General features: G+C 66.1%; 18 protein-coding genes. 11 read left to right on the forward strand and 7 right to left on the reverse strand.

What is annotated here, in order from left to right; all coding sequences use genetic code 11:
• Window positions 1–3: 3 nt before the first annotated feature.
• A complete protein-coding gene (locus J5M67_RS14385) occupies window positions 4–189 on the reverse strand; it encodes a hypothetical protein (protein WP_207886009.1) in 186 nt (61 codons plus the stop codon).
• Window positions 190–279: 90 nt separating this feature from the next.
• The gene (purU, locus tag J5M67_RS14390; protein WP_207886010.1) at window positions 280–1,131 is read right to left on the reverse strand and encodes a formyltetrahydrofolate deformylase; all 852 of its coding nucleotides are present in this window, start codon (window positions 1,129–1,131) and stop codon (window positions 280–282) included.
• Window positions 1,132–1,391: 260 nt separating this feature from the next.
• Here purU and mvaT point away from each other — a divergent pair, with 260 nt between their 5' ends.
• Window positions 1,392–1,766: a histone-like nucleoid-structuring protein MvaT gene (mvaT, locus tag J5M67_RS14395; RefSeq protein ID WP_152225797.1), complete on the forward strand. Its 375-nt coding sequence runs from the start codon at window positions 1,392–1,394 to the stop codon at window positions 1,764–1,766.
• Between the two features lie 60 nt (window positions 1,767–1,826).
• Here the strand turns inward: mvaT and sbcB are convergent, their stop codons facing one another.
• Window positions 1,827–3,257: an exodeoxyribonuclease I gene (gene sbcB / locus J5M67_RS14400; protein ID WP_207886011.1), complete on the reverse strand. Its 1,431-nt coding sequence runs from the start codon at window positions 3,255–3,257 to the stop codon at window positions 1,827–1,829.
• Window positions 3,258–3,399: 142 nt separating this feature from the next.
• Between sbcB and J5M67_RS14405 the strand changes: the two genes are divergently transcribed.
• The 7 genes from J5M67_RS14405 (at window position 3,400) to J5M67_RS14435 (ending at window position 11,128) form a co-directional block, all read left to right on the forward strand.
• Window positions 3,400–4,164 carry a hypothetical protein gene (locus J5M67_RS14405; protein ID WP_207886012.1) on the forward strand — a complete coding sequence of 255 codons (765 nt, stop codon included), beginning with the start codon at window positions 3,400–3,402 and terminating at the stop codon, window positions 4,162–4,164.
• Between the two features lie 157 nt (window positions 4,165–4,321).
• Complete coding sequence (locus tag J5M67_RS14410) at window positions 4,322–4,993, forward strand: RDD family protein (protein ID WP_368735932.1); 672 nt, start codon at window positions 4,322–4,324, stop codon at window positions 4,991–4,993.
• A complete protein-coding gene (locus J5M67_RS14415; protein WP_207886013.1) occupies window positions 4,990–5,976 on the forward strand; it encodes a stage II sporulation protein M in 987 nt (328 codons plus the stop codon). The genes J5M67_RS14410 and J5M67_RS14415 overlap by 4 nt, the downstream gene beginning before the upstream one ends.
• A complete protein-coding gene (locus tag J5M67_RS14420) occupies window positions 5,963–7,534 on the forward strand; it encodes a DUF4129 domain-containing protein (RefSeq protein ID WP_207886014.1) in 1,572 nt (523 codons plus the stop codon). The genes J5M67_RS14415 and J5M67_RS14420 overlap by 14 nt, the downstream gene beginning before the upstream one ends.
• Window positions 7,531–8,799, forward strand: coding sequence for a DUF4350 domain-containing protein (locus J5M67_RS14425; protein ID WP_207886015.1), 1,269 nt, complete (start codon window positions 7,531–7,533; stop codon window positions 8,797–8,799). Before J5M67_RS14420 ends, J5M67_RS14425 begins: the two co-directional genes overlap by 4 nt.
• Complete coding sequence (locus J5M67_RS14430; RefSeq protein WP_207886016.1) at window positions 8,796–9,803, forward strand: MoxR family ATPase; 1,008 nt, start codon at window positions 8,796–8,798, stop codon at window positions 9,801–9,803. The genes J5M67_RS14425 and J5M67_RS14430 overlap by 4 nt, the downstream gene beginning before the upstream one ends.
• Window positions 9,800–11,128, forward strand: a complete 1,329-nt coding sequence (locus tag J5M67_RS14435; RefSeq protein WP_207886017.1) for a DUF58 domain-containing protein — start codon at window positions 9,800–9,802, stop codon at window positions 11,126–11,128. The genes J5M67_RS14430 and J5M67_RS14435 overlap by 4 nt, the downstream gene beginning before the upstream one ends.
• Window positions 11,129–11,754: 626 nt before the next feature.
• On the opposite strand, the gene J5M67_RS14440 is transcribed toward J5M67_RS14435, so the two are convergent.
• The 3 genes from J5M67_RS14440 to J5M67_RS14450 all read right to left on the reverse strand — a co-directional run bounded on the left by J5M67_RS14440 (window position 11,755) and on the right by J5M67_RS14450 (window position 13,045).
• On the reverse strand, window positions 11,755–12,114 hold the full coding sequence (locus J5M67_RS14440; protein ID WP_207886018.1) for a PilZ domain-containing protein: 360 nt from the start codon (window positions 12,112–12,114) through the stop codon (window positions 11,755–11,757).
• 60 nt (window positions 12,115–12,174) lie between these two features.
• Complete coding sequence (locus tag J5M67_RS14445; RefSeq protein WP_207886019.1) at window positions 12,175–12,597, reverse strand: DUF4124 domain-containing protein; 423 nt, start codon at window positions 12,595–12,597, stop codon at window positions 12,175–12,177.
• Between the two features lie 76 nt (window positions 12,598–12,673).
• Window positions 12,674–13,045 (reverse strand): tol-pal system YbgF family protein, encoded by a 372-nt coding sequence (locus J5M67_RS14450; RefSeq protein ID WP_207886020.1) that lies wholly within the window; start codon window positions 13,043–13,045, stop codon window positions 12,674–12,676.
• A 99-nt stretch (window positions 13,046–13,144) separates the two neighbouring features.
• Here J5M67_RS14450 and J5M67_RS14455 point away from each other — a divergent pair, with 99 nt between their 5' ends.
• From J5M67_RS14455 to pyk, 3 genes are all read left to right on the forward strand, one after another.
• The gene (locus tag J5M67_RS14455) at window positions 13,145–13,951 is read left to right on the forward strand and encodes a tetratricopeptide repeat protein (protein ID WP_207886021.1); all 807 of its coding nucleotides are present in this window, start codon (window positions 13,145–13,147) and stop codon (window positions 13,949–13,951) included.
• A gap of 148 nt (window positions 13,952–14,099) precedes the next feature.
• Entirely contained in the window at window positions 14,100–15,008 is a 909-nt protein-coding gene (locus tag J5M67_RS14460; RefSeq protein ID WP_207886022.1) for a universal stress protein, read from the forward strand.
• A 106-nt stretch (window positions 15,009–15,114) separates the two neighbouring features.
• Window positions 15,115–16,566 (forward strand): pyruvate kinase, encoded by a 1,452-nt coding sequence (gene pyk / locus J5M67_RS14465; protein ID WP_207886023.1) that lies wholly within the window; start codon window positions 15,115–15,117, stop codon window positions 16,564–16,566.
• 410 nt (window positions 16,567–16,976) lie between these two features.
• On the opposite strand, the gene J5M67_RS14470 is transcribed toward pyk, so the two are convergent.
• On the reverse strand, window positions 16,977–17,750 hold the full coding sequence (locus tag J5M67_RS14470) for an enoyl-CoA hydratase-related protein (RefSeq protein ID WP_207886024.1): 774 nt from the start codon (window positions 17,748–17,750) through the stop codon (window positions 16,977–16,979).
• Window positions 17,751–17,790: the final 40 nt, after the last annotated feature.

A 17,790-nucleotide genomic window follows, 5' to 3' on the forward strand; every position in this document is an offset into this window, starting at 1 on the left:
GCCTCAGTCTTCGGAAGGCTTGTCGCCTTCGGATGGCGTTTTCGGCTTGAGCGAATCCCAGAGTTCGGCGGCGCCGGGAAACTCGGTGCCGTCTTCTTCGCTCAGGGCGTCGGGATCGTAGCGGCGGACACAGCCTTCGCCCAGGGTGGGCGGCGGGGTGGCGGTGCCGGGGTTCTTCGGGTCGCTCATCGCGGCACACTCCGGTTGGGCGCAGCGCCGGCCGTCAGGCGACGGCAGGCGCGTGCGGAGTACCCAGTGTAGCGAACGACCGACTGCGGATCAGTCGAACACCACGGTCTTGTTGTCGTGCACCAGCACGCGGTCTTCCAGGTGATAGCGCAGGCCGCGGGCCAGCACCAGCTTTTCCACGTCCTTGCCCAGGCGCACCAGGTCCTCGACGTTGTCGCGGTGGGTGATGCGCACCACGTCCTGCTCGATGATCGGGCCGGCGTCCAGCTCCTCGGTCACGTAGTGGCAGGTCGCGCCGATCAGCTTCACGCCGCGCAGCGAGGCCTGGTGGTACGGCTTGGCGCCGACGAAGGACGGCAGGAAGCTGTGGTGGATGTTGATCACCTGATGGCGGTACTTCTGGCACAGGTCCGGCGGCAGGATCTGCATGTAGCGCGCCAGCACCACGTTGTCGGCCTGGTGCTCGTCGATCAGGCGCGACACCTGCTCGAAGGCCGGCTGCTTGTTCTTCGGGTCCACCGGAACGTGGAAGTACGGAATGCCATGCCACTCCACCATGCTGCGCAGATCGTCATGGTTGGCGATCACGCAGGGGATCTCGCAATCCAGCTCGCCGCTGTGCCAGCGGTGCAGCAGGTCGGCCAGGCAGTGCGATTCGCGGCTGGCCATCAGCACCACGCGCTTCTTCACCGACGAGTCGGTGATACGCCATTCCATGGAGAACTCGCGCGCGATGGGCGCGAAGGCCTGGCGGAAGCCATCGAGGTCGAACGGCAGGGAGTCGGCACGGATTTCATGCCGCATGAAGAACCAGCCGTTGTCATTATCGGAATGGTGACTGGCCTCGGTGATCCAGCCGTTGTAAGTGGCCAGGAAATTACTCACCTTGGCGACGATGCCGACCCCGTCGGGGCAGGCGATCACCAGTCGAAAAGTGCGCATGGGTGTACTCCAGATACATCGCGAAGGCCGCCATTCTAGCGGCTGGAGGGGAAAAGTTCAGCATTGCCCGGGAGCGGTCGACGAGAGCCAATTAGGGCGGGCGCCAAGTAATCCGGTTAAATCCCTCTGGCTAATAACTTAAATACTTGACTAATTACCCACAAAAGTTTTCTCCGCAGTTTACTTGAACAACTGCGCTGACTATTATGGGTGCTACAAACTATCCGCCACCGCTGGACCTCAAGAATAAGGTACCCAACATGTCGCTGATCAACGAGTACCGCGCCACCGAAGAAGCCATCAAGGAACTTCAAGAGCGCCTGAAATCCCTCGAACAGGACGACAAGCTGAAGAAAGAGCTTGAGTTCGAAGAGAAACTCCGCGCACTGATGGGCAGCTACGGCAAATCCCTGCGCGATATCATCGCCCTGCTCGATCCGGACGCGAAGCTGAGCAAATCGCCGCGTGCCGCGAAGAGCACCGTGAGCAAGCGCGCTCGCAAGGTCAAGCAATACAAGAACCCGCACACCGGCGAAGTCATCGAGACCAAGGGCGGCAACCACAAGACCCTCAAGGAATGGAAGGCCAAGTGGGGCGCCGAGGCCGTCGAAGGCTGGGCCACGCTGCTGGGCTAAGCGCTTCGCGCAATAAAGAACGCCAGCCTTGCGCTGGCGTTTTTTATTGCCTGCCGAACGCTAGAGGCCATAGCGCTCGCGCAACGCGAGTGCATACTTCGCCCAGGCTTCAAGCACCGCGCGGTTTTCCGCACCGGCATTACTCATCTGTTCGGCCATTGCGCTGTCGAAGTTCGACAGAGTATTGGGCGCCCCCCACTCTGGCGCACTCAGGCGCGCACGGCAGAAGTCCTGCCATTGTTGCTGTTCGGTGGCAGACAAAGTTTCCGGAAAATTACGTGCGCGGTATCGGAACAGAAGTTCTGGAAGTCGCGGATCATCGAACGGCCATTGCTCTTTGGCCAGTCGCTCGGGATCTGCCTGGCGCACCTGTTCGCACAATCGACGATCCCGATCTCCGATAAATCCGTCATACAACTGCTGCTCCGGGTCCTCGCTCGCGGCGAAACTTTCCTCGGCATAGATCGGCGCCAGTTTGTCCTGCCAGAGCGCCTTGGCCTGCACCAGGGTTTGCGCAGTCTTCAGGCATCCGTCCAGGTCCAGGCCGATGCGTTCGCGATCCTGCGGGCGGAGCACCTTCAATGGCGCCACCACCGGGCAGCGATTGATATGCAGGAGTTTCAACGGCACCGGCAGTTCACCTTCGGCCAGTTCATCCCGGCGCGTATACAGGCGCTGGCGCAGCGTCTCGGCGTCCAGGTCCAGCAGGGGCGCAGGATCGGCGGCCAGGTCGCAGACGATCAGGGCATTGCGGTTGCGCGGGTGCCAGCCCAGCGGCAGGACCACCGACAGATAGTGACGCGCGCCGGATAAGCGCCCGGACACGTGCACCAGCGGCTCGTGCAGGCGGATCTGGTCCAGCACGCCCTGCTTGCTGCGCAGGCGGTAGAGGTAGTCGTAGAGCTTGGGTTGGCGGTCACGGATCAGCCGCGCCAGGGCGATGGTCGCGCGCACGTCCGACAGGGCGTCGTGGGCCTGGCCGTGTTCGATGCCATTGGCGACGGTGAGCCGGTCCAGCTTCAGGCTGACCACGCCATCCTGTTCGGGCCAGACGATGCCCTCCGGACGCAGGGCGTAACAGGTGCGCACCATGTCGATCAGGTCCCAGCGGCTGTTGCCGCCCTGCCACTCGCGGGCATAGGGATCGAAGAAGTTGCGGTACAGGCTGTAGCGCGTCATCTCGTCGTCGAAGCGCAGGGTGTTGTAGCCCGCGACGCAGGTGCCCGGCTGCGCCAGCTCGGCATGCAGGCGAGTCATGAACTCGGCTTCGCCCAGGCCGCGCTCTTCCAGGCGATCCGGGGTTATCCCGGTGACCAGGCAGGCCGCCGGATGGGGGAGGATGTCGTCGCTGGGACGGCAGTAGAGGTTCAGCGACTCGCCGATCTCGTTGAGCGCCTCGTCGGTGCGGATACCGGCAACCTGCAGCGGCCGGTCGCGGCGCGGGTCGATGCCGGTGGTTTCGTAGTCGTACCAGAAGATGCTGGCGGTCATGGCGCGTTTCCTTGCCTGCGGTCGATTGCGCCGCAGTCTAACAGTGCGCGTTGCCGCACTTCCAAACCGTGGTACTGGTCCATGGCCAAGCGCCATCCTATGCTTCACCGCGAATGGACTCATCTGAAGGAAAGGAACTGCCATGCAAGAAATCTCTGCGCAGAATCCCTACAGCCCGCCGCAAAGCGACCTGCAATCCAGCCCGTCCGCACTGGCGGTCCCCTCCGTGGAGGAGGCCCTCGCCCGTGGCTACGACTTCTCGATTGGCGAGGTGATCAGCGAAGCGTGGAAGCGGGTCAAGGGGATGAAGGGGCTGCTGATCGCAGCCACGCTGGTCTACATCGTGGCAATCCAGACGATCAGCTTCGCCTTCGGCCTGGCACTGGGGCTCGGATTCGGCGTGACGGAATCCCAGACGCCGATGGGACAAGTCGCACAAGTAATTGCGAGCATTCTCGCCGGAGCCGTCTGCTATCCCCTGGCCGCCGGGGTTGCCATGCTCGGCATCCGCCGCGCCGCCGACCAGAAGGTCTCCTTCGACGAGATGTTCAGCCACTTCGGACTGTTCGTCCCGCTGCTCGTCACCGGCCTGCTGATGACGCTGCTGATGTACGCCGGGCTGTTACTGCTGATCATTCCCGGCCTCTACCTGAGCCTCGCCTACCAACTGGCGATCCCGCTGGCGGTCGAGCGCAAGCTCAGCCCCTGGCAGGCGCTGGAAGCCTCGCGCAAGGCGATCACCCGGCACTGGTTCAAGATCCTCGGCCTGTACCTCACCCTCTGCCTGATCACGTTCCTCAGCATGCTGCCACTGGGCATCGGCCTGGTGTGGACGGTTCCGCTGCTGATCATTTCCGGCGGCGTGTTGTACCGAAAGATTTTTGGTGTGCTGCCGCCCGCCAATTGAACCCCGTTCGCCAATTGCCGCCAGCGCGGTTGCCTCGCCGCAGCGCGCTGGCTAGCATCTGCCTTCCAGCCATCGATAGCGACTCCCCTTGACCGCAGCCGCCGCTCCACGCTCGGACGCACGTCCACCCAGCCCTGCGCTGGATACCCGCTACCACGTGGAGACGCCGGAAGGGATCGACCTCTTGCTACGTCCCGCCGGCGTGATTCCACGGGCGATCGCCTACCTGATCGACCTGGGCATCCGCGCCCTGCTGATGTTCGCCCTGTTCATGGCGCTGGCCTTCCTCGGTCAACTCGGCACGGGCCTCGGCCTGCTGCTCACCTTCGTCATGACCTGGTGGTACATGGTGCTGTTCGAAGTGCTCAACCAGGGACGCTCGCCGGGCAAGCAGATGATGGGGCTGCGCGTGGTCCACGATGACGGCACGCCGATCGGCTGGTCCGCCTCGCTGCTGCGCAACCTGCTGCGCTTCGCCGACATCCTGCCCTTCGGCTACACCCTGGGCCTGCTCAGTTGCCTGTCCAACCCGGCGTTCAAGCGCCTGGGCGACCTGGCCGCCGGCACCCTGGTGATCTACCGCGACCCGCCGCCGGGCCGTCCGCAGCCACCAGAGGTTGCGCCTGAGCTGGCGCCCTGGCCGCTGAAGCTGGAGGAGCAGCGCGCGATGATGGGCTTCGCCGAGCGCGCCGGACAGCTGTCCGCGGCACGCCGCGAAGAGCTCGCCGGCATCCTCGCCGAGCCCCTGGGCGTCCCCCCCGAACAGGCGGAAGCGCGCCTCAATGCCATCGCCAGCGGCCTGCTCGGCAGCGGCCGGGGGACGCCATGAAGCAGGCCCTCTTCGAACAGCGCCACCAGGGCGCCTGGAAGCGCTTCGGCAAACGCCTGGAGCAACTGGAAAACGGCAAGCGCCAGGAAGCCTCCGAGCGCCCCGACGAATTCGCCGCGGACTACCGGCGCATCTGCCAGCAACTGGCGCTGGCCCAGGAGCGCGGCTACAGCAGCCACCTGATCGACTACCTGCAACAGCTCGCAATGCGCGGGCACCAGCAGTTCTACCGGCACCGCAGCCACCTCGGCGCACGCATCCTCGGCTTCATCACCGCCGGCTTCCCGCGACTGGTGCGCGAGGAGTGGCGCTTCATCCTGGTCGCCAGCCTGCTGCTGTATGGCAGCGCCCTGCTCATGGGGCTGCTGACCTATCACTTCCCCGACCTCACCTACAGCGTGATGGCGCCCGAGCGCGTCGCCGAGATGGAGACCATGTACTCGCCAGAGGCGCGGCGTCTCGGCCCGATGAGCGAACGGGACACCGGCGACGACTGGAAGATGTTCGCCTTCTACATCATGAACAACATCGGCATCGCCTTTCAGACCTTCGCCAGCGGCCTGCTGTTCTGCCTGGGCAGCCTGTTCTTCCTGCTGTTCAACGGCCTGATGATCGGGGCTGCGGCCGGGCACCTGACCCAGGTCGGCTACATCGAGACCTTCTGGTCCTTCGTCATCGGCCACGGCGCCTTCGAGCTGACCGCCATCACCTTCGCCGGCGCCGCCGGCCTGAAGCTCGGCTGGGCGTTGCTCGCCCCCGGCCGCCTGAGCCGCCTCGATGCGCTGCGCCAGGCCGCTGCCCGCGCCGTGCAGCTGGTCGCCGGGGTGATCCTGCTGCTGCTGATCGCCGCCTTCGTCGAAGGCTACTGGTCATCGGTCACGCAGTTCCCGGCCAGCGTGAAGTACGTCGTCGGCGCCTGCCTGTGGCTGCTGGTCGGCGGTTATTTCCTGTTTGCCGGACGGAGCCGCCATGCGCCTGACTGACGCCAGCGTCGCGATCCGCCCGCGCAGCCCGTGGGAAGCCCTGGACCTGGGGATACTCCTGGCACGCCGACACGCCGGCCTGCTGATGGCCAGCTGGGCGCTGGTCACCCTGCCGGTGTTCGCGCTGCTCAGCCTGTTGCTATGGAACCACTCGGGTTGGGCGATCCTGCTGTTCTGGTGGCTCAAGCCGGCCTTCGAGCGCCTGCCGCTGTACATCCTGTCGCGGGCCCTGTTCGACGACACTCCGACGCTCAAGCAGGCCCTGCGGGCCTTCCCCGGCCTGCTCAGGAACCAGCTGCTGCCCAGCCTGCTGTGGCGCCGCGCAAGCCCCACGCGCAGCTTCGACCTGCCGGTGCTGCAGCTCGAAGGGCTCAAGGGCCAGGCACGCAGCCAGCGCCTGGTGGTCCTCGGCCAACGCAATGCCGGCAGCGCCACCTGGCTGACGGTGATCGGCATGCACTTCGAATCCGCCCTGTGGCTCGGGCTGACCGTGCTGCTCTACCTGCTGCTGCCGCAGCAGTGGGTCGCGGACTGGAAATGGCAATCGCTGATCAGCCTTGCCGACGGCGAATGGGCCTGGCTGGAGCACGTGAGCAACCTGCTCTACGCGCTGATTCTGGTGGTCTGGGAGCCGGTCTACGTGGCCTGCGGCTTCACCCTCTACCTGAACCGGCGCACCGAACTGGAAGCCTGGGATATCGAGCTGGTGTTGCGCCGCCTGCGCCAACGCCTGATCGGCAGCGCCTACGCCCTGCTGCTGGTGGTCGCCTGCCTGGCACCGCTGCCCGGCGCCAGCGTCTGGGCGGCCGACTCGCCGGGCCACAGCTGTCCCCTGCCCGACCAGAACCCCAACGGCCCGCAAGCCCCGCGCCTGCAGAACCAGGTGCTGAACAGCGAGCAGTCGCGTCACGCCGCCGAGGCCATTCTCGCCGCTCCGCCGTTCCGCAACAGCGAGACAGTGACCCGTTGGCGACTGAACGACCCGGCCAAGGACAAGCCGAGCAAGGAGGATGAACAGAGCCTGAAGCGCTTCTTTGAGGCCCTGGGGCACTGGAAGGCGTTCAGGTACATCGCACAGATCATCGAAGTGCTGCTGTGGGGCGCGCTGCTCACCGTGGTCGCGCTGCTCGTCTGGCGCTACCGCGAATGGCTGCGCCTGTTCGCCGGCCGCATCGGCCTGCCGCAGAGCCCGCGCCGTGAGGTGCCGAGCGTGCTGTTCGGCCTGGAACTGGCCCCGGAAACCCTGCCCTCGGATGTCGCCAGCGAAGCCGAGCGCCTGTGGGACGAGCAGCCGCGCGCCGCGTTGGGCCTGCTCTACCGTGCATTGCTCAGCCGCCTGCTGCATGACTTCCGCGTGCCGCTGCGCGACTCCACCACCGAAGGCGAGGTACTGGCGCGGGTCGAAACCCTCGACAACCCGCCGCTGGACAGTTTCGCCCGCACCCTGACCCTGCACTGGCAGGCGCTCGCCTACGGCCATCGCACGCCCCAGGCCGGGCTGAAGCAGGAGCTGTGCGAGCAGTGGCGCAGCCTGTTCGGCAACGAGGTGCGCGCATGAAGCGCCCCGTCGTCCTGCTGATCACCCTGGCCATCCTGCTGGTGCTGGGGGCCGCCGGGTACTACCTCTACACCCACCTCACGCCCTATCCCGAGACCATCGAGCACGGCCCCGCCCCGGAAGCCCGCGCCAACCCCTACCTCGCCGCCGAAGCCTACCTGCGCGGACGCGGCCTGAAGGTCCGCGCAGCGAAGGGGATGGAAGTGCTCGACCAGCTGCCGAGCAAGGGCCACACCCTGATCCTGCTCGGCAGCCGCGAGAACCTCACGCCGAAGCAGAGCGAACGCCTGATCGATTGGACCATGCGTGGCGGCCACCTGGTGGTCACTGCCGAACGCCTGTGGGACGAACAGGAAGGCAAGAGCGGCGACCTGTTGCTCGATCGCCTGGGCGTACAGCAGTTCCTCACCGAAGACCTCGACAAGGACAAGGGCGCCGCCCAACCGGAAGACAAGTCCGATGCGGAGCCTGCCACACAGGAACAGCCAGCCGAGCAGCCCAATGCTCCCGCTACCGACAACCCCGAGGCAACGGAGTCAGCCGAGGAAGAGGATCCCTATCCGAAGCTGACCAAGCTCTACCTGGAAAACGAAAAGGCGCCGGCCTACATCGACTTCGACACCGAATACCACCTGTTCGACTCGAAGAACCTCGCCTACGCCTGGGCCAACAGCGCCAAAGCCACTCACCTGCTGCAACTGCAACAGGGCCAGGGACTGGTCACCGTGCTGACCGACAACTGGATCTGGCAGAACACCCAGCTGGGCGATTACGACAACGCCTGGCTGCTCTGGTACCTGACCCAGGACAGCAGCGTGACCCTGGTCTATCGCGCCGACGGCGACAGCCTGTTCTCCCTGCTCGCGCGCTACTTCCCGCAGGCGCTGGTCGCCTGCATCCTGCTGCTGGCGCTCGCCCTGTGGCGCCAGGGGCTGCGCCAGGGCCCGCTGCAACCCAGCCCCGCGCGCGGACGCCGGCAACTGGAGGAACACCTGCGCGCCGGCGCCGACTTCGTCCTCCGCCAGCGCGGCCAGATCGCCCTGCTGCAGGGGTTGCAACGCGACATCCTGCGCCGCGCGCGGCAGCGCCAGCCGGGCTTCGAGCGCTTGCCCGTCGCCGAACAGTGGCAGACCCTGGGCCGCATGACGCGGCTGCCGGTCAGCGCCATCAGCCAGGCCATGCGCCCCTATCCGCAGCAGCGCATGGCCATCGCCGAATTCACCCGTCAGGTCGCCCACCTGCAGAGCCTCAGGAATTCCCTATGAGCGAACAAGTTCCGGAACAAGCCAGCCCGTCGTCCAACCCCGCCGCCCAGCGCCAGCGCGCCAGCCAGTTGGCCCAGGCGCTGCGCCATGAACTGCAGAAGGCGCTGATCGGCCAGCAGGGCGTGATCGACGATGTGCTGACCGCGCTGCTCGCCGGCGGCCACGTGCTCATCGAAGGCGTCCCCGGCCTGGGCAAGACCCTGTTGGTGCGCGCCCTCGCCCGCTGCTTCGACGGCGGCTTCGCGCGCATCCAGTTCACCCCCGACCTGATGCCCAGCGACGTCACCGGCCACGCGGTCTACGACCTCGCCACCGAGCAGTTCAAGCTGCGCAAGGGCCCGGTGTTCACCCACCTGCTGCTGGCCGACGAGATCAACCGCGCCCCGGCCAAGACCCAGGCGGCGCTGCTGGAGGTCATGCAGGAGCGCCAGGTCACCCTCGAAGGCCGCGCCTTGCCGGTGCCGCAGCCGTTCATGGTGCTGGCCACGCAGAACCCCATCGAGCAGGAAGGCACCTACCCGCTGCCCGAGGCGGAGCTGGACCGTTTCATGCTCAAGCTGCGCATCGATTATCCACAGGAAGCCGAGGAGCAGACCCTGGTGCGCCAGGTGACCCGCTCGGCGCGCAGCGACATGCTCGACGTCGCACCGATCCGTCCCCTGCTCAAGGAAAAGGACGTCCTCGCGCTGCAGAAGATCGCCTCCGACCTGCCCATCGACGATCAGGTGCTCGACTACGCCGTGCGCATTGCCCGCACCACCCGTAACTGGCCGGGTTTGGCCCTGGGCGCCGGGCCGCGTGCGTCCATCGCGCTGGTGCGTTGCGCACGGGCGCGGGCGTTGCTGCGCGGCGGCGACTTCGTGCTGCCGGACGACGTCAAGGGCAGCGCCCTGGCAGTGCTGCGTCACCGCGTGCGGCTGTCGCCGGAGCTGGACATCGAGGGCCTGTCGGTGGACCAGGTGCTGCAACAGCTGCTCGACCAGGTACCGGCACCGCGCCTATGAAGCCATCGCGCGCCCTTCTCGCGCTGCTCGGCGTGCTGCTGGCCGTGGCCATCGCCCTGGGCACCGCCACGGCCCTGGACGCCTCGGTGCCGCTGCTCGGCCGCCTCTGGTGGGGCGCCCTGTGCGCCCTGGCCGTGCTCGCCCTGGTCGATGCCCTGTGGCTGCGCCGCCTGCCGTCACCGCGCCTGGAACGGCAGCTGAGCGGCAATCTGCCGCTGGGCCGCTGGAGCGAGGTGCGCCTGCACCTGCACCATCGCTACGGGCAGGCACAGCGCGTGACCCTGTTCGATCATCTGCCCGGCGCCATGGACTTCGAGTACCTGCCACAGGTGGTCGAGCTGCGTCCGGGCGAGCAGACCGAGCTGGGCTATCGCGTGCGTCCCCTGTCGCGCGGACACTTCGTCTTCCCGCGCTGCGAGATCGAACTGTCCAGCCCGCTGCGCCTGTGGAAGGGCCGGCGCTACCTGGAAGAGCGCAGCGAAACCCGCGTCTACCCCGACTTCGCACGCATCTACGGCGCCGAACTGATGGCCGTGGACCACTGGCTGAACCGCATCGGCGTGCGCGCCGGGCAGCGCCGTGGCCTGGGGCTGGAATTCCACCAGCTGCGCGAATTCCGCGACGGCGACACCCTGCGGCAGATCGACTGGAAAGCCACCGCGCGCAAGCGCACGCCGATTGCCCGCGAGTACCAGGACGAGCGCGACCAGCAGATTCTCTTCCTGCTCGACTGTGGCCGACGCATGCGCAGCCACGACGGCGACCTGTCGCACTTCGACCATGCCCTGAATTCCAGCCTGCTGCTGGCCTACGTCGCGCTGCGCCAGGGCGATGCCGTGGGCCTGATGACCTTCGCCGGTGATCAGCCGCGCCACCTGCCGCCGGGCAAGGGCAGCGCGCAGCTGAGCGTGCTGCTCAACGGCGTCTACGACCTCGACAGCAGCCAGCGCGCGGCGGACTACACCGCGGCGGTGCAGGCAGTGCTCACCCGCCAGCGCCGCCGCGCGCTGGTGGTGATCATCACCAACCTGCGCGACGAGGACGACGAAGATCTGGTGGCCGCCGTGAAGCGCCTGGGCCGGCAACACCGGGTGCTGGTGGCCAGCCTGCGCGAGGAAGTGCTCGACCGCCTGCGGCAGGCGCCCGTGGAAGGCTACGAAGAAGCGCTGGCCTACTGCGGCACTGTGGAGTACCTGAATGCCCGTGCCGGGCTACACGAGAAGCTGATCGCCCATGGCGTGCCGGTACTGGATGCACGGCCCAGCCAGCTCGGGCCGGAGCTGGTCAGTCGCTATCTGGGGTGGAAGAAGGCAGGGGCGTTGTAATGCGTTGCTCTTGTAGGGCGACGCCGTCTTGTTCGGTGTTTCTGCGCCGCTTCGGCGTGTGCTGAGAGATTTTGTTTCGCCCCCTCGGGCGCCCTACTTTGCCAAACGACGCAAAGTAGGCAAAAGTCTCTGCCCCATCATCCGGGTCCCGCTTCGCGGGACTTCCCTCGCTCCATCGAAGTTTCAGGGGCACGCGTCGACGGGCCATCCATGGCCCAACGACGCTCTCGCGGCATCCCTGCCGCTCAACCCCTGAAACTCCGATTCCACTCGGCCTCCTGAAGGGGCGCTCCGGTGCGCGCGGATGTTTCCCTGGAATCCGCTTTGGCTTTTCGCTTTTCGTAGGAGCGAGCTTGCTCGCGAACCGCCCAGCATCGATGCAGCCCGGAAACACTGTTCGCGAGCAAGCTCGCTCCTACAAGGCGGCTGTCGCGCAATCGGAGATAAAAGGAACGTAGGGCGTACAACCGTTCGCGGTTGTACGCCGATGCACCGGACTCACGCTTAAGCGAAAGGACCAAACCTCGGAGCACACGGGGATCGAGGTCACACCTTGTTCTGACGGCGGGAATGTCCCGGCGTCCTGCCTTCCGCCACCGCCAGATCGGTTCAGCGCGTCTTGCGCCTCAGACCGACTCCACCTGACGGCGAAAACTGAAATAACGGCGTAGCGCATCGACCAGCTCGACATACTCCATCGGCGGCGCCACCAGGCTGAAGCCGGAGTCGTAGTTGCCCGGATTGACGTCCTCGCGGCACCACTGGCAGATGGCGGAAAACTCGATCAGCTGCAGCTTTCCGTCGTGGCCGGGGATCTTCAGGCGCATGTCGAAACGGCCGCCCACCAGCATGGGCAGCTGGCTGATCAGCAACATCCCGTCCAGCGAGACGTTGCCCAGGTAGCCCATGGGTTTGTCGGTGATGCTGTTGAACACCTTCAGGTAGTAGGGCAGCTGATGGCGCTCGATGTGTCGTGAATGGCGCATAATGGCGTTTCGCTATGAGATATCGTCCAGTATGGCAATGCCGCCCGTTCGGGGCCAGTCCTAACGACAACCTTCCGCCAGGCGCGCTTCGAGCTCGCGACGGGCGGCGTCGATCTGTGCATCGCTGTAGTAGGTGCGTTTACCGTCGCTTTCCTGCGTGAAATAGCGACCGCCCAGACTGAGGTTGTCCAGGCCCTGCTGCCACTGCGCGCACTGGGCGCTCAGCTTGGCCTGCTGTTCGGTCGCCTTGGCTTGTGCGGCGGCCTGCTCGTCACGACGGGCATCGTAGAAGCGGGCGGCGCGCTCCTCCCGCTCGCGGGTCGCCGCGTCACGCTCGACGACCTGGGGCTTCACTTCGATGCGCTGAGCCCCCGGCGGTGGGGTTTCGCTGAAATGCACCTTGCCCTGCGCGTCGGTCCAGCGATAGATGTCGGCGTTAGCCAACAGGGGAAAACACCAGACGCAGAGCCACAGCGCACGCATTCCAGCCTCCTCCGTGAAGTCACTCCATGAGATTAGTCAGCGATCGGGGGCGCTCAAGTTCGCCACCGACCGGCGGTCAGGGCGTGACCGGATAACTGCGCGCGGTATCGCCGGGAAGACGGCCATTCAGGCGCAGCGTCTCCAGCCGGGCCTTGGCGCGGTAAGCATACTCGCTGGTCGGATAGCGGGCGATGATGAACTGGTAGGTCTGTGCGGCGTCGACGAAGAACTTCTGCCGCTCCAGGCATTGCCCGCGCAGCATGGAGATTTCCGGCTGCAGCCAGGGCCGCGCGCGGCTGTTGCGCTCGGTTTCCGAGAGTTCGAGCATGACCCGCTCGCAATCGCCGCTCTTGTACGAGCGATAGGCGTTGTTCAGGTGGTAATTCATCGACCAGCTGGTGCATCCGGTAACACTCAGGAGCAGCAGCAGGGTGGCCAGGGTTCGCATGGGCATATCCTCCGTTGGGAAGTGTATCGGCCTGTCTTGGCCGTACTGAAGCCCACCACTAGACTGGCGCGGATCACGCCCTGGCGCCAAGGAGATGCCATGCGCTCAGCTTTCGCCCTGCCCTTTGCCATGCTCCTGCCCCTGCTGGCCGCCTGCGCCCCCACCACGCCGCTGTTCGTCGCACAGGTCACCACCGGTGAAGTCGCCGAATACAAGCAGCTGAAGAACAAGCGCATGACCGCCGCGGTGGAAGAGGAAGGCGACCTGCTGACCTACAGCGCCCAGGCCATCCGCGACGGCAAGAGCGCCGAAGCGGAGCAGCTCTACCTGACCGGCTACGACAACACCCGCTACGGCCCGGAAGTGCGCGCCATCGCGCTCTATCAGATCGGCCTGATCTACATGAGCCGCTTCAACGACCAGCGTGACGACGCCAAGGCGCTGCAGTACTTCCAGCGCATCGACCGCGAATTCCCTGGCACCCAGGCCGCCGCCCACGCCGATGCGCGCATCCTGATGATCCGCCAGCGCGCCAAGGACCCGGTGCAGAAGAACGCCCGCGAGCTGCTGGCAGACTGGAAGCCGCAATACAACCTCGACCTGAACAAGCCCAGCCTCGACCCGGACATGACCCTGCTGTCGCGCCGCGCGGTGCTCAAGGACCGCGTCGACGAAGCCGCGCAGCTCTATCTGCTGGGCGCCAATGACCCGGCCATTCCGGCGGACATCCGCGAAAAGGCGCTCTACCAGCTCGGCCTGATGTACATGGCGCCGGACAATCCCCACGCCAACCGCGACCAGGCCATCGCCTACCTGCGTCGGCAACTGGCCGAGTACCCCAACGGCGACCTCGCCGGCAAGGCGGCGAACCATCTCGACCGGGCACTGAACAGCCAGCGCAACTGAGTGTTTCCGGGCCCCCGCGTACGCGGGGGTGAAGACGCTCAAGTCCGCACCACCGCCGTCATCGGCAATCCCTCCCTCGCTGCCCCAGATCAAGCGCAACGCGCTAGGCTTGGTCTGCAATGGTCGCAATCCGCGCGAGGAAGCCGACATGAAACTCAAGCACCTGCTCGTCGTCATCGACCCCACCCGCGAAGACCAGCCCGCGCTCACCCGCGCCCAATGGATCGCCGAACGCAGCGGCGCCCGCCTGGAACTGCTGGCCTGCGAATTCAACCCCGCCCTGGACAACAGCCTGCTGCTGGACCAGGCCGACCTCGAGCGCGGCCGGCAGAGCCTGCTCGACCTGCGCCTGGCGCGGCTTGAGCAGCTCGCCGCGCCCCTGCGCCAGGCGGGCATCGAGGTGAAGTGCCAGGCGCTCTGGGGCAAACCCTTGCACCGGCAGATCGTCCTGTACTGCGAGCAGAGCCAGCCCGACCTGGTGCTCAAGTCCGCGCACCACCACAGCCTGCTCAAGCGCCTGGTGCTGACCAACCACGACTGGCAGCTGATCCGCCACTGTCCGCAGCCCTTGTGGCTGGTGCAGCACGGCCAGTGGCGCGGCGAACGCCTGTGCGCGGCGCTCGACCCGCTGCATGCCAGCGATAAACCGGCGGCGCTGGAGCATCGCCTGATCGGCGTGGCCCGCGAGTTCGAGCAGCGCCTGAATCTGCAGGCGCACTACCTGCACGCCTATGTCGCCGTCCCGCAGACCCTCGCCTTCAATGCCGAGCTGCTGGCCGACTACGACAATTACGTACGGCGCACCGAGGCGCACCACCGCGACGCCTTCGACGCCCTGCTGACACAATACCCGGCCATCGACCGTACACGCACCCATCTGGGCCAGGGCTTCGCCGAAGAGGTGATCCCCGCCTACGTGCGCGACAACGGCATCGACCTGCTGCTGATGGGCGCGGTCGCCCGAGGGCAGTTCGACAACGCGCTGATCGGCCAGACCGCCGAACGGGTGCTCGAAGAAGTGGAATGCGATTTGCTGGTGATCAGACCTGTCAGCTGAAACCCTGTCACATGAAACAGAGTAAGATGGCGACCTGGCTGCCGCGAAACCTGTTCAGGTTGTCCGGGCCGCCTGACCGCTGCTTGCTTTCCCCTAGGAGTCCCGCATGTCCCTTCGCCGCACCAAGATCGTCGCCACCCTCGGCCCAGCCAGTAACTCCCCCGAAGTCCTGGAACAGCTGATCCTCGCCGGGATCGACGTCGCCCGCCTGAACTTCTCCCACGGAACTCCCGACGAACACCGCGCCCGCGCCAAGCTGGTCCGCGACATCGCCGCCAAGCACGGCCGCTTCGTGGCGCTGCTGGGCGACCTGCAGGGTCCGAAGATCCGCATCGCCAAGTTCGCCAACAAGCGCATCGAACTGGCGGTCGGCGACACCTTCCGTTTCTCCACCAGCCACCCGCGCACCGAAGGCAACCAGCAAGTGGTCGGCATCGACTATCCGGACCTGGTGAAGGACTGCGGTGTGGGCGACGAGCTGTTGCTGGACGACGGCCGCGTGGTCATGGCGGTGAAGGAAGTGAAGGCCGACGAGCTGGTCTGCGAAGTGCTGATCGGTGGCCCGTTGTCCGACCACAAGGGCATCAACCGCCGTGGCGGCGGTCTCACCGCGCCGGCCCTGACCGAGAAGGACAAGGCCGATATCAAGCTGGCCGCGAGCATGGACCTGGACTACGTTGCCGTGTCCTTCCCGCGTGACGCCAAGGACATGGAATACGCCCGCAGCCTGCTCACCGAAGCCGGCGGCACCGCCTGGCTGGTGGCCAAGATCGAGCGCGCCGAAGCCGTGGCCGACGATGAAGCCCTGGACGGCCTGATCCGCGCCAGCGACGCCGTGATGGTGGCCCGTGGCGACCTCGGCGTGGAAATCGGCGACGCCGAACTGGTGGGCATCCAGAAGAAGATCATTCTGCACGCACGCCGCTACAACAAGGCCGTGATCACCGCGACCCAGATGATGGAGTCGATGATCCACAACCCGATGCCGACCCGCGCGGAAGTTTCCGACGTGGCCAACGCCGTGCTCGACTACACCGACGCCGTGATGCTCTCGGCCGAATCCGCCGCCGGCGAATATCCGGTGGAAGCCGTCAAGGCCATGGCGCGCATCTGCGCCGGCGCCGAGAAGCACCCGACCACCAAGAAGTCCAGCCACCGTATCGGCCAGACCTTCGAGCGCTGCGACGAGAGCATCGCGCTGGCGGCCATGTACACCGCCAACCACTTCCCGGGCATCAAGGCGATCATCTGCCTGACCGAAAGCGGCTACACCCCGCTGATCATGTCGCGCATCCGTTCCTCGGTACCGATCTTCGCCTACTCCCCGCACCGCGAAACCCAGGCCCGCGTGGCACTGTTCCGCGGCGTGGAAACCATCCCCTTCGACCCGGCCGCCCTGCCGCCGGAGCGTGTCAGCCAGGAAGCCGTCGACGCGCTGCTGCAGCGCGGCGTGGTGACCAAGGGTGACTGGGTGATCCTGACCAAGGGCGACAGCTACACCACCCAGGGCGGCACCAACACCATGAAGGTGCTGCACGTGGGCGACCTGCTGGTCTGATCCTGGTGTGCCACTGAAAAGGCCGCCCTCGGGCGGCCTTTTCATTTGGGGTTGCTCAAAGGGCAACCAATGCGCTGAAAGCCAGGCGCCGTGCGGGCTCGGCACCTTGGCCCCAAGCTTATCCACAGCACCTTCCACACCTTATGTGGGCAACCTGCGGAACGTCGCTCAAATACCGTTCAATTCCCTGCAGGCCACGTATACCGTGGGTCAGCCGGGTTGTCCCAGAGCTTATCCACAGCGCACTCCACAGATTGTGTGGGCAACCATTACCCGCGATGCGGACCTATCGCGGACAGAGTCCGCTCCTACGCCACCGGGTGACACCGGCATTCCACTGTAGGAACGGGCCATGCCCGCGATCGCGCGCATGGCGCGCTCCTACAAGGGGTACGGCGTCAACAGGTGCCTCACAGAAACTTCGAGAAATCCGGCTGGCGGCGCTGGGTGAAGGCGCTCAGCGCCTCCTGGGCCTCCGGCGAGTGCAGGCGCTCGACGAAGAGCTGCCCTTCCTCCGCCACCACCTGGCGCAGTTGCTCGATGTAGGGCGCCTTGAGCAGACGCTTGCTCAACGCCACCGCCGCTGGCGGCAGTTGCTGCAGCGCCTGGCAGACCTCGTGGGCGCGCTCGAGGGCGGCGGCGCCGTCGGCCAGCGCTTCGTTGGCGATGCCGTACGCCACCGCCTGCTCGCCGGTGAATCCCTCACCGCGCATCAGCAGGCTGGCAGCCTTGACCGGGCCGACCAGACGCGGCACCAGGAAGCTGGAGCCGAACTCCGGGCACAGGCCGAGGTTGACGAAAGGCATCTTGAACTTGGTGCCCTGGGCAACGAAAACCTGGTCGCAGTGCAGCAGCAGGGTGGTGCCGATGCCCACGGCGGGGCCGGCCACTGCCGCGACTACCGGCTTGGTGAAGTCCATCAGCGCGCGCATGAAGCGGAACACCGGGCTGTCCGGGCCGCTGGGCGGCTGCTGGAGGAAATCGACGATGTCATTGCCACTGGTGAAGCACTCGGCGCCGCCGGTGATCATCACCACGCGCACGCTGCGGTCCGTCTGCGCCGCTTCCAGCGCGTCGGCCAGGGCGGAATACATGGTGCGGGTCAGCGCGTTCATCTTGTCCGGACGGTTCAGGCGCAGGATCAGCAGGCCCTGTTCGCGTTCGACGAGAATCTGTTCGCTCATGGCAAATCCTTCTTCTTGGAATTCTGTTGGGTGGAGCCGC

The sequence above is a fragment of the Pseudomonas sp. 30_B genome (genome assembly GCF_017491605.1).
Taxonomy (GTDB): Bacteria; Pseudomonadota; Gammaproteobacteria; order Pseudomonadales; family Pseudomonadaceae; genus Pseudomonas.

Excerpts from the sequence above, each read along its gene's own strand:
- J5M67_RS14385 (WP_207886009.1), bottom strand. The coding sequence starts at position 189 with ATGAGCGACCCGAAGAACCCCGGCACCGCCACCCCGCCGCCCACCCTG.
- purU (WP_207886010.1), bottom strand. The coding sequence starts at position 1,131 with ATGCGCACTTTTCGACTGGTGATCGCCTGCCCCGACGGGGTCGGCATC.
- mvaT (WP_152225797.1), top strand. The coding sequence starts at position 1,392 with ATGTCGCTGATCAACGAGTACCGCGCCACCGAAGAAGCCATCAAGGAA.
- sbcB (WP_207886011.1), bottom strand. The coding sequence starts at position 3,257 with ATGACCGCCAGCATCTTCTGGTACGACTACGAAACCACCGGCATCGAC.
- J5M67_RS14405 (WP_207886012.1), top strand. The coding sequence starts at position 3,400 with ATGCAAGAAATCTCTGCGCAGAATCCCTACAGCCCGCCGCAAAGCGAC.
- J5M67_RS14415 (WP_207886013.1), top strand. The coding sequence starts at position 4,990 with ATGAAGCAGGCCCTCTTCGAACAGCGCCACCAGGGCGCCTGGAAGCGC.
- J5M67_RS14420 (WP_207886014.1), top strand. The coding sequence starts at position 5,963 with ATGCGCCTGACTGACGCCAGCGTCGCGATCCGCCCGCGCAGCCCGTGG.
- J5M67_RS14425 (WP_207886015.1), top strand. The coding sequence starts at position 7,531 with ATGAAGCGCCCCGTCGTCCTGCTGATCACCCTGGCCATCCTGCTGGTG.
- J5M67_RS14430 (WP_207886016.1), top strand. The coding sequence starts at position 8,796 with ATGAGCGAACAAGTTCCGGAACAAGCCAGCCCGTCGTCCAACCCCGCC.
- J5M67_RS14435 (WP_207886017.1), top strand. The coding sequence starts at position 9,800 with ATGAAGCCATCGCGCGCCCTTCTCGCGCTGCTCGGCGTGCTGCTGGCC.
- J5M67_RS14440 (WP_207886018.1), bottom strand. The coding sequence starts at position 12,114 with ATGCGCCATTCACGACACATCGAGCGCCATCAGCTGCCCTACTACCTG.
- J5M67_RS14445 (WP_207886019.1), bottom strand. The coding sequence starts at position 12,597 with ATGCGTGCGCTGTGGCTCTGCGTCTGGTGTTTTCCCCTGTTGGCTAAC.
- J5M67_RS14450 (WP_207886020.1), bottom strand. The coding sequence starts at position 13,045 with ATGCGAACCCTGGCCACCCTGCTGCTGCTCCTGAGTGTTACCGGATGC.
- J5M67_RS14455 (WP_207886021.1), top strand. The coding sequence starts at position 13,145 with ATGCGCTCAGCTTTCGCCCTGCCCTTTGCCATGCTCCTGCCCCTGCTG.
- J5M67_RS14460 (WP_207886022.1), top strand. The coding sequence starts at position 14,100 with ATGAAACTCAAGCACCTGCTCGTCGTCATCGACCCCACCCGCGAAGAC.
- pyk (WP_207886023.1), top strand. The coding sequence starts at position 15,115 with ATGTCCCTTCGCCGCACCAAGATCGTCGCCACCCTCGGCCCAGCCAGT.
- J5M67_RS14470 (WP_207886024.1), bottom strand. The coding sequence starts at position 17,750 with ATGAGCGAACAGATTCTCGTCGAACGCGAACAGGGCCTGCTGATCCTG.